The following is a 9,972-nucleotide window of genomic DNA, read 5'->3' on the forward strand; positions in this document are numbered from 1 at the left end:
TCTTAAATTGGAAAACGTGCATAAACTGTCTTATACCTGATCTACATAAGTAAATGCTTAAATGTTATCAGCATAAGCAAACTCTAACCTAAATGATATTGATTTATTTATATGAAAAACAATAGCATAAGTGGTTTTGACGATATTTCTGTTTTACGTAAAGCGTTTGAACACCTTGATCAAGCGGTGATCATCGCTGCTTCTGATAGACAGATTGTGTACGCAAACAAAAAAGCAGAGCATCTATTTGAGTACACGCGCCAAGAGCTTATTACCCACAAGACAAGTGTGTTATATGCGGATTACGATGACTATCTACGCTTAGGTACTGCGTTGTTTAACTCTAATCCAGGTCAAGAAGGTGAAGTGTTTGCCATTCGCTATCGCACCAAGGATGGCAGAGTCTTTGATGGGCGGGTCAGTGGTGGGGTGATCACCGATGACGATGATAAACCACGCTATTTTGTTGGCATGGTTACCGATGAGACCACGCGTCTGAAAGCCGAACGTGCGCTAAATAAGCTTCACCTTATTACATCTAATCGTGAATTATCCTTTCAAGAGCGTGTCGATAAAATCCTCCAGCTCGGCTCTGAGCTGTTCGGCTTACCTATTTCTATTCTGAGTAAAATTGATAACGATGTCTTTGTTGTTAAGCAAGCCTTCCATCCAGATAGCAAGCTCAAGAAAGACATGGCTTTTAATCTCTCTGAGACCTATTGCGCGCATGTTTACGAGGCCAATGATGCGACGGGTTTTAACCATGTGTCATCAAGCGAGATTGCCAATCACGCATGCTTCAAAAAGTTTGGTCTAGAATCGTTTATTGGTGTGCCCATTTTTGTGGATGGTGAGCGCTATGGCACGATCAGTTTTTCTAGCCCCAGCCCTTGTCGGAAATTTATCAAGCAAGATTATGACATCGTAAGGCTTTTCTCTGCTTGGATAGGACATGAGATAGCGATCAATAACTACATTCAAGAAATCGAGATTGCGCGAGAGAAAGTCAATATCCTTGCCAATACTGACGCGTTAACCGGGCTTGCTAACCGGCGTGCGATTGAGCATTGTCTGGATGATCATCTTGAAAAAGTAAGACTTAAACATTCTTCACTGTTAACTGTCGCCGTTGTCGATTTTGATTTATTTAAGAACATCAATGATACCTATGGCCATGAGGTAGGCGATAAAGCCTTAAAGCGGTTTGCAGATATCTTTCATACCGTCTGTCGCCGGGAAGATGCCTGTGGTCGTTGGGGCGGTGAGGAATTCCTACTCATATTCCCAGATAGCAATACCGATGATGCTAATGCCATTGTGGAGCGTTTAGCGTACGAGCTGAAAAAGGTGATTTTTGAAGAAGCACCGCAGCTATCACTGACGGTCAGTGTGGGCTTGGCGAGTTTTGAAGCCGGTGATGATAGAAATGTACTTATTGCGCGGGCCGATAAGTGTATGTATCACGCCAAAATCTCTGGACGCGATCGGGTTGTCCACACTCTACCAACGGGAACATGAATGCGTATGTCACCATCTGGATTTAGCCTCAAGTACGGCAAAGAAGTAAGCCCAGTGCACTACTTAACGCTACTTGGAGAAAATACCATAAGCCATAACATGCCTTTAGATAAGGTAAATTGTGAAACCCGAGATACTGTCTTTGAGGATATTATTTGTCCTGAGTGTGGCGCTCACGGTGCACGTTTAGTCGCGTCGAACCATTTAGATGCTAACTTACAACGGCAAATATATTTTCGTTTTGTCACCGAACAAGGTGATGATGCGCATGATCGTCACTGTGAATTAGCTGATAGTGCGACCTATGCCGATCCATCGGCGAGTGCGGTCGATTTTTCTCAGTATCGGACAGCGGCTGGTCAATTCGTGGTGGCGCAGCTTGCTAAAGCGTTATCACATGGCTTTATTCCTCACCACGCGCTAACCCATTTTCGCCGTTGGCATACTGATCTTAAAGTTAACCACCTTGTTGACGTTGAGCTCGATCCTGCGATGCTCTATCACTACTTTTTGGTGTATAGCCGCCGACATGATGACGGTATGTATTTTCACCCCAAAATGTTGGAATTGCCCAATTTAGACATCGATAAATTCGTTATTGACCGTATCGCTCGTGAAGACACATCACTGTATAAAAAAATTAAAACGCACGATACGTTATTTGTTCGTCATGATGATCTACGTTCGTTACTGTCGCACACCACGCTGTTTGATGTTCGTGTCTTAAACGATGCCTTTTATACCTTTTCGCAACTTAAATCTTTAGTGCTTGCTAATACCTCTCACGTATTTATGGCTCAAGAGTGCAAGCTACTTGATGCGTATTTAAGCCTTCTTTTGTTTGTCAACGACTGGTGCTTTAAGTCTGCGTTGTTCATGTATATCGATATTGTGCAGTCGCCTTCTACAGACTGTCGTGATACAGAAAATAGGATGGGTTTCACGCCGTTTTCGCATTATTTAAAGGTCAAAGCACTTCTCAATATTAACGATGTTCGCCATCACTTACTGACTGATAATGCCATTACGGTACGTAAGCAGGAAGAAAAAAAGCAGATCCAACAGGAGTACCAACACTGGAGTCATCACCAACGTGATAACTGTCGCTGACAATTATGGGTAGAGGGGATACGTATGTTTGGTCGTTCAACATCACATTTGCAAGCGTTAGAGCAAGCCATTATCGCGGTCGTTACGATTGACCATCGTAATAATGTTACCTTTTTTAACAAAGCGGCGGAGACTATCTGGGGATACACTGCCAAAGAGGTGTTGGGTCAAAATGTGGCCATGCTGATCCCCACAGAGTTGCAGGCGAATCACGATAAGTTTGTAAACCGCCACCGGGATGGGGGAGAGGACCGGATTGTTGGTAGCTCACGTGAAGTGCAATTAAAGCGTAAGGACGGCTCATTGTGTTGGGTGCAGTTGTCGTTATCTAAAATTCAGGTCTCAGGAAAAACGCACTATACCGCATTCGTTCGAGATGTGACCGAAGAGCGAGATGGCCGTGAAATGATGCAGCAAACCCTCGAACAAGCGATTGATGCGGTGGTGTGCATTGATGAAAATAACTGTATCACGTTTTATAACCAAGCCGCAGAGCAATTATGGGGATACAGCAAGGAAGAAGTACATGGTCAGAATGTTAAAATGCTTGTCCCCCATGCTATTCAGGCGAACCATGATGACTATGTAAACCGCAACCGAAAAACAGGTGAAGATAAGATTGTTGGCACCAGTCGAGAAGTAAAAATTGAACATAAAGACGGCAGCGTTCTATGGGGACAGTTGTCTTTGTCTAAAATCCGACTCGATGATCGCACTTTATACACTGCGTTTGTGAAAGATGTGACCGAAGCGGTCAAGCGGCGTGAGGAGATGCGGCTCTTATCCATGGTAGCCAATGAAACCGATAATGCAGTTGTTGTGACTAACCCACAGGGAGAAGTGGTTTACGTAAATCGTGGCTTCGAGCGTATGTCGGGCTATAGCTTGGACGAGATGAAAGGGAAAAAGCCTGGTCATGTCCTCCAAGGAAAAGATACTAATCCAGAAACAGTGCAAAATATTCGTGATCACCTTGCCCGTTCAGAGCCCTTCTATGATGAGATCCTAAATTATACGAAAGGCGGGCAGCCTTACTGGATATCGCTTTCTATCAATCCTATTTGGGACGACAACCACCATATTACGCACTATATCTCGGTGCAGGCGAATATCACGCAAGTAAAACAAACCTATCTCGACTTTACCCGCAAGCTTGATGCTATTGGTGGGGCACTGGTGATCATGGAGATTCAACCTGATGGACGACTTGATACCATCAACCCATTATTTGAAGAAAAGCTGACTCATATTGGTGTGAACTATACCGACGCCTGTCGCCATATCCATAACAAATTGGTTACAGAGCTCAATGACGATCTCGCGCAACAAGGGTATTCATCGAGTTTGATTGAGTTTAATGGACGAGGTGAGGAGCTGGTCATTGATTCTCGTATCTGCGTGCTTAAAGACTTTGCAGGCAATATCGTCAGCTACGTGATGTTTGGGATAGACATTAGCGATCGCAGAAAGACGGTAGAAAAAACCCAAGAATCGATGCATTCCGTCTCTGAGTCGAGCAAAGAAGTGATGAAAATTATTGATACCATCAATAACATCTCAGAGCGGACCAACCTGCTTGCACTGAATGCCGCCATTGAAGCGGCTCGTGCTGGGGAGCTTGGGCGTGGTTTTGCAGTCGTTGCGGATGAGGTAAGGCAGTTAGCACAAAGCTCTCACCAATCGAGTAAACAAATCAGTGAATTAGTAGAAAGCACAGTGAAAAGCATCGATGAACTGGCTCGCCTGCTGAGTGATATAGAAAGCTAAGGTCTGCCGTACAAAAAGTGTATTGAATTTGTCATTATTGTGACTAATTTACCATACTCAAGAACAAGCCCCACCGTGAGCAGACTATGGATATTGGCTATAGCACTGAATTGAAAAAAGAAGTGTCGGCACGAGACTATCTGTCTTTATTAGGGATTAACCCTGAACGCCGGCTAAACGTCGGTGATATGGATGATACGCTCCTTACATTCATTCGCCACGATATCTGTTGTCCATCTTGTGGGGTGAGCGGTGCTTCTATGCGTTGTCAATCAGATAACGCCGGTCAGCCTTTGTGGCAGTTTTTATTTGTCGACCAAGAGAACCAGTGTCTACATGAGCCCGACTGCTGGTTTAAAGCATCTCAGAGTGAGGGAGAAGTCTGCAAGACACTGCGTCTTGATAAGACACCGAGCAATAACACCGTCTTTATTCAATCTCTTTTGCACAAAGCCATTGAGCGCAATCTCCTTACCCAAGACGTCATTTTTAACTTCAAGCGTTGGTTTTTCTACGTCAAATCTAACAATCTCGTGAAACTGACGATCACACCTGACAAGTTAAAGCATTATTATTTTCTCTACTGCCGCAAAGCGAGTAAGGGAGATGCGTTTCACCCTAAAATGAGCGAATTGTCCACCCTCAAATGGGACGTATTTGGACGTCATCGCGTTGCCTTATTAGATAACAAGCTGTCTGAAACCATCGCGCATCACCACACCAGCTATATCAGTAAAGCTGAGCTAAGCGCGTTTTTACAAAAATCAGCCACACTCTTTGATGTGAGGGTGTTAAGTTATGAGTATAAGGTGTTGTTATCAATAAAAATGTTCGCCGTCACCCACATGCATCTTGTTGTAAAAGATAAGGAAGAGGATGCGTTTTTAGACGCCTTCCTGTGTTTACTTTTATTCGTCAATCGATGGCACTATCATCATACGCTGTCCATGCTTATCGATCTGCATAACGCACCTCAAGCCTATGCGGTCCCTTCTTTCAAAGTCCTCGGCCTTTCTCCGTTTTGTCATTACCCCTTTCTTTCCTCCGTGCTCAATATTAATGAGGTGAGCGATCGCTTGTTGTCTGAACAAGCGTTAAAGCGTGAGATTATTGAACAGATTGCATACCTTAAAAAGGAAAGCCTTTACTGGAATGGTTCCCCTTCAACTCCTGCGAACAGGCTAGATTAGGAGAAAACAATGCGTCCTCGTCACTCATCAGCATCAGCCAATGATGGCTATCAACACAAAGATTGGTTTTTACTGAGCCTTGTCAATATTGCCAATCAAGGTATATCGATGGCCATCACTGTTCATGTCTCTGGCTTGATAATCACGGGAACTTTGATATCCGGTACTCGCTACTTTTCATTAATGGGAAAATATTTTTCAAAGGACACCCAAGATGAAGCCGTTGCGAAAGGATTAGAAGAGACGTACCGAGTGTATGGTGAGATTTATCATCAAGCGGATGCTAACGCACACATGGACCCGAGTTTTTTGCACCTAGAACATGCGCGCTTTTACGGACCCGATAACCAGCAAATTCCGTGTGGCGATGGAACATTTCTATGGCGTGGCAGGCTAAGCGATATCAGTGGCTTTTCGCTAGGTGCGCTAGGATCTAAACCCTGATGGCTTCATCTTATACATATTCTGATCAGCATGACGAATAAGCGCTTCGCTGGTATGGCCATCTTGTGGATATTGCGCCACCCCTTTGTGAGCAATAACGGAGATGGCTTGCCCATCTATCAGAAAGGGCGAGGAAAAAGCCGCATCGACGTCACTTGGTTGTACGGAGATTGGTAGCAACACGATAAATTCATCACCGCCATAACGACAAACAAACGCGCGGTCAAGTTGGCGCAATCGCTGACCAACGGCATGCAGTAACCGATCGCCAACAAGATGGCCATAGTTATCGTTAATCTGTTTAAAATCACCTAAGTCGATAAAAACAAGATAAAAATAGCTTTGAGTGAGTATTAACTCATAGATGGTATCACCCAGCGCAAAGCGATTAGGAAGCTCGGTTAAGTAGTCTTGGTAGGCGCGTGCTTTTAGTTGCTTAATTTGCTCAAAATGGTGTGATATATCGGTGAAAAACGAGAGGTACGTTGTCGCGCAATGATCGTGGCTAATCGCAGAAAGTGACAGCTGCGTTGTTAATACTTCACCATCTTGACGACGATGGTGAACTTCTCCCTCCCAATGTCCTCCGTCGCTGACAGCTTTCCACATGGTTTCTAAGGTATCTTGCTCATCAAGCCCATCACGCAAAAATGCCGGTGTTCTACCGAGTAAGTCGGTTTGCGTATAGCCAAACATGGCTTCAAATGCGGGGTTAACTGCTTGAATAATATCGTGGCTATCCGTCCACATCATCGCAACCGGACTGATATTAAAATAAGATACCCGTTGCGCGCCTGCTTGCTGAGGAACCACGATTTGTACCATTAAGCCCATCGATGGCGCCAGCCGTGTCACTCTCAAGGTATAGCGTCCCTTTTTTCCCGCCAAACAACACCCCAAAATATCCGAGCATTGTGCTTCTAGTAGAGCATGAGAGAGACGTAATAATAACGCGGCTAAATCCGCGTTTTGCTTCGAGAATGGGAAAACCTCAAAAAAGGGCGTGGCAGCTTCATACGGTTGAGTACACAAAGCCATCGCTTCAGGATTCGCGTACGCCAAGGTGAGATCGTCATGCAACATCACGACCGGTGTTATCAGTGTATCGAGTAATGTTGCGTTCATGGCATCAAGATATCACAGTTATTCACTTTGTTGAGTATATGTAAAAACACACCTTTTCCTGTCGGCGAAGAAGAAAATGTGATCATTCCCAGCAATCGCCCTGCTCCGCACGGCTATGGACGTCGCACCGCAACTGCGTTGCCGTGCGGTGACGTATTATAACCGCCTTTAGTTATGCGTTCTTAAAGGTAGACATGCTCTCGAAGAAGTCAGCGATGCTATCAATCACAACCCTTAAACGCGCGGTATGTTTGAAGTCTTGATGAGTCACTAGCCAAATGTCATAAGCATCAGGCGCTGTCCAGTCAGGCCACACCCTTTCTAACTTTGATTTCTCGGCTAGAGGTATCGCGACTTCACCTATTCCCATGCCTTGAACAAGCGCTTGTCGCATCATAAAACTTGTGTTCACGCCCAGCTGAATAATCGATTTTTCACATATTATGCCACCAACGTGAATGGTCTCTCCTCTCTGATAATGTGGTGAGTAAACAACCAGTGAATGATCGTGAAAACTTTCGTCTTTTTTGGGAACGCCATGCTGGGAGATATACGTTTTCGATGCAAACAGACCTATTGGCCAACTGGCTAATTTTCTGACAATCAAATCTGGGTTGCTGGGTTTTACCGTTCTAATGGCAATATCTGCTTCGCGACGAGATAGATTCACAATGTCTGTTGATGTATCTAGTGTGATTTTTATACTGGGATAGCGGTCTTTTACCGTGCGCAGCGCAGGAAGAATGAAGTCTACACCCAATGAATCAGTGGTTGATATTCTTACCTCGCCTGCATATTGTTCATCGATGCTTTCAACCGAGCGGACTAGATCGGATGCTATATGTTCCATCTTGACTGCGTTTTTTAAAAAAACATCGCCGGCTTGAGTAAGGACATACCCTTTTGATGTTCTTAGAAATAGCTTTGCCCCGAGTGACTCTTCAACGGCACTAATGCGTCGACCAACGGTTGCTTGATCAACGCCCAAAGCTTTTCCTGCACTTCGTAAGCTGCCTTTGCGATATAAAGCCAGAAACACTTTTGTGTCATCCCAATTCATTATCATTCTCTCACGGTAAAGATGCCTGAATCCTAGCATTTACCATACTTACATTCGTCAATATATGATGAATTTTTGCATTGCTATCATGAGAAATCGCCGCATTTTCTCTTCATTTTTTTGTTTACAATCCTACCTTCACTGTAAGTTAGGAAGGTTAGCGATGCTCCAGTCAGACAAAACACACAATGCAATGAAGGCCGTAGAGATAACCAAACCGGGAGGACCCGAGGTTTTATCCGTGACTCACCGACCGATACCTGATGTCGGTGATGACGAGGTACTTATCCAAAACTATGCCGCAGGTGTGAATGGCCCAGATGTCATGCAAAGAAAGGGGCTATATGATCCGCCGAAAGGCGCGTCAGACATTCCAGGCCTAGAAGTATCAGGTACGGTCGTTGCGGTAGGGAAAAACGTGCATCAATTTAAAGCCGGTGATCGCGTCGCCGCACTGCTTACAGGCGGTGGATACGCAGAATATAGTGTTGCCAAAGAAGATAATGTACTCACAGTACCTGATGGCTTAAATCTTGTAGAGGCAGCTGCACTCCCTGAGACGTTTATGACCGTATGGCTGAATATGTTTGAAAGGGGACAGTTTAAAGCGAACGACATTATCCTCATTCATGGTGGGGCGTCAGGAATAGGCACAACAGCAACAATGTTGGCAAAGGCCTTTGGTGCAAAGAAGATAATAACTACTGTCGGCTCTCGAGAGCACCAAGAAGCCAGTTTAGCACTGGGAGCGGATGTGGCCATACTTTATAAAGAAGAGGACTTTGTTGATATTGTTCATCAAGAAACAGAGGGTTACGGTGCTGATATTATTTTAGATATTATCGGTGGAGATTATGTTGAGAGAAATTACCATGCAGCCGCGACCAATGGTCGAATCGTCCAAATAGGCATTATTGGTGGTAAAGCAAAAAATCTTGACCTATTCCCGATGCTATCCAAAAGGCTTACTCACATAGGTTCTACATTGCGCTCTCGGACTGCTGCGGAGAAGAAAGAAATCATCACACAGTTAAAGGAAAATGTATGGGGACTTATTCGATCAGGACAGATTAAGCCTCAGATTTATAAAATGTTTTCTCTTGACGAGGTACAGAGCGCCCATCGATTAATTGACTCAGGTCTTCACGTGGGAAAAATTGTGCTGACAAATAAATAAACAGATAGGACGTTGTCACTGTAAAGCCGCGCCCGCGCTTTACGGCGAGTTGGCCATCACGCAAAACGCCCAGCTAACAACGGTCCGCAAGCGCACCACGCTGGGCTGCGTCATGGCCACCGCCGCGCATCGCGGGCACTCTTTCTCTTCTCAACCCTTGCCCCAATCTTGGGGCGCCCTGCTTCGCAAGGCTATGAACGTCGCACCGCAACTGAACAGCGTTGCCGTGCGGAAACCATCGAGTGACGGTGTCACATTCTCTCGCGCGGACCGTTCAGCTCGCCTTGCCCACCTTTTGTGGACGCTCCAAATTGCGTCAGGGTGTTCGGCCAGCTAAACGACAGCTGGCACGATCTCCCTGCCTTAACATAACACTGCAATAATGCGTAATTGCGACGCGCCTATCGCCAGCAAGCTGTCGGGCGCTGGGCAACTCCGCATTATCAGGTGTTATATTAAATTTTCCGCGACCTACCCTCGCACTCTTATGCCGCCGCCGGCATGGGCCGGCAGCCGCATAACCGCTTCGTCACGCAAGCGGCCTTCACGGTGGCCACCACATCCCCCGCCCGCCCAGGCTG

Annotated in this window: 8 protein-coding genes; 6 read left to right on the top strand and 2 right to left on the bottom strand. The window is 45.4% G+C overall.

From position 1 onward, the window contains the following. The first annotated feature begins 111 nt into the window (after window positions 1-111). From BZJ17_RS15020 to gvpU, 5 genes are all read left to right on the top strand, one after another. The gene (locus BZJ17_RS15020) at window positions 112-1,518 is read left to right on the top strand and encodes a diguanylate cyclase (protein WP_077641269.1); all 1,407 of its coding nucleotides are present in this window, start codon (window positions 112-114) and stop codon (window positions 1,516-1,518) included. After that, window positions 1,519-2,628, top strand: a complete 1,110-nt coding sequence (locus BZJ17_RS15025) for a hypothetical protein (protein ID WP_077641270.1) — start codon at window positions 1,519-1,521, stop codon at window positions 2,626-2,628. Window positions 2,629-2,652: 24 nt separating this feature from the next. Further along, the gene (locus tag BZJ17_RS15030; RefSeq protein WP_108743833.1) at window positions 2,653-4,395 is read left to right on the top strand and encodes a PAS domain S-box protein; all 1,743 of its coding nucleotides are present in this window, start codon (window positions 2,653-2,655) and stop codon (window positions 4,393-4,395) included. An 86-nt stretch (window positions 4,396-4,481) separates the two neighbouring features. Then, window positions 4,482-5,585 (top strand): hypothetical protein, encoded by a 1,104-nt coding sequence (locus BZJ17_RS15035; RefSeq protein ID WP_077641272.1) that lies wholly within the window; start codon window positions 4,482-4,484, stop codon window positions 5,583-5,585. A 9-nt stretch (window positions 5,586-5,594) separates the two neighbouring features. Then, window positions 5,595-6,029, top strand: coding sequence for a gas vesicle accessory protein GvpU (gvpU, locus tag BZJ17_RS15040; RefSeq protein ID WP_077641273.1), 435 nt, complete (start codon window positions 5,595-5,597; stop codon window positions 6,027-6,029). Here gvpU and BZJ17_RS15045 read toward each other — a convergent pair. Together BZJ17_RS15045 and BZJ17_RS15050 are read right to left on the bottom strand one after the other, a co-directional pair. Continuing rightward, window positions 6,012-7,154, bottom strand: coding sequence for a sensor domain-containing diguanylate cyclase (locus BZJ17_RS15045; protein ID WP_077641274.1), 1,143 nt, complete (start codon window positions 7,152-7,154; stop codon window positions 6,012-6,014). The genes gvpU and BZJ17_RS15045 overlap by 18 nt on opposite strands. A gap of 172 nt (window positions 7,155-7,326) precedes the next feature. Further along, a complete protein-coding gene (locus BZJ17_RS15050; RefSeq protein ID WP_077641275.1) occupies window positions 7,327-8,214 on the bottom strand; it encodes a LysR family transcriptional regulator in 888 nt (295 codons plus the stop codon). A gap of 163 nt (window positions 8,215-8,377) precedes the next feature. Between BZJ17_RS15050 and BZJ17_RS15055 the strand changes: the two genes are divergently transcribed. Next, a complete protein-coding gene (locus tag BZJ17_RS15055; RefSeq protein ID WP_198534187.1) occupies window positions 8,378-9,391 on the top strand; it encodes an NAD(P)H-quinone oxidoreductase in 1,014 nt (337 codons plus the stop codon). The last annotated feature ends 581 nt before the right edge of the window (window positions 9,392-9,972 follow it).

The sequence above is a fragment of the Salinivibrio sp. IB574 genome (assembly GCF_001996205.1).
GTDB classification, from domain to species: Bacteria; Pseudomonadota; Gammaproteobacteria; order Enterobacterales; family Vibrionaceae; genus Salinivibrio; species Salinivibrio proteolyticus.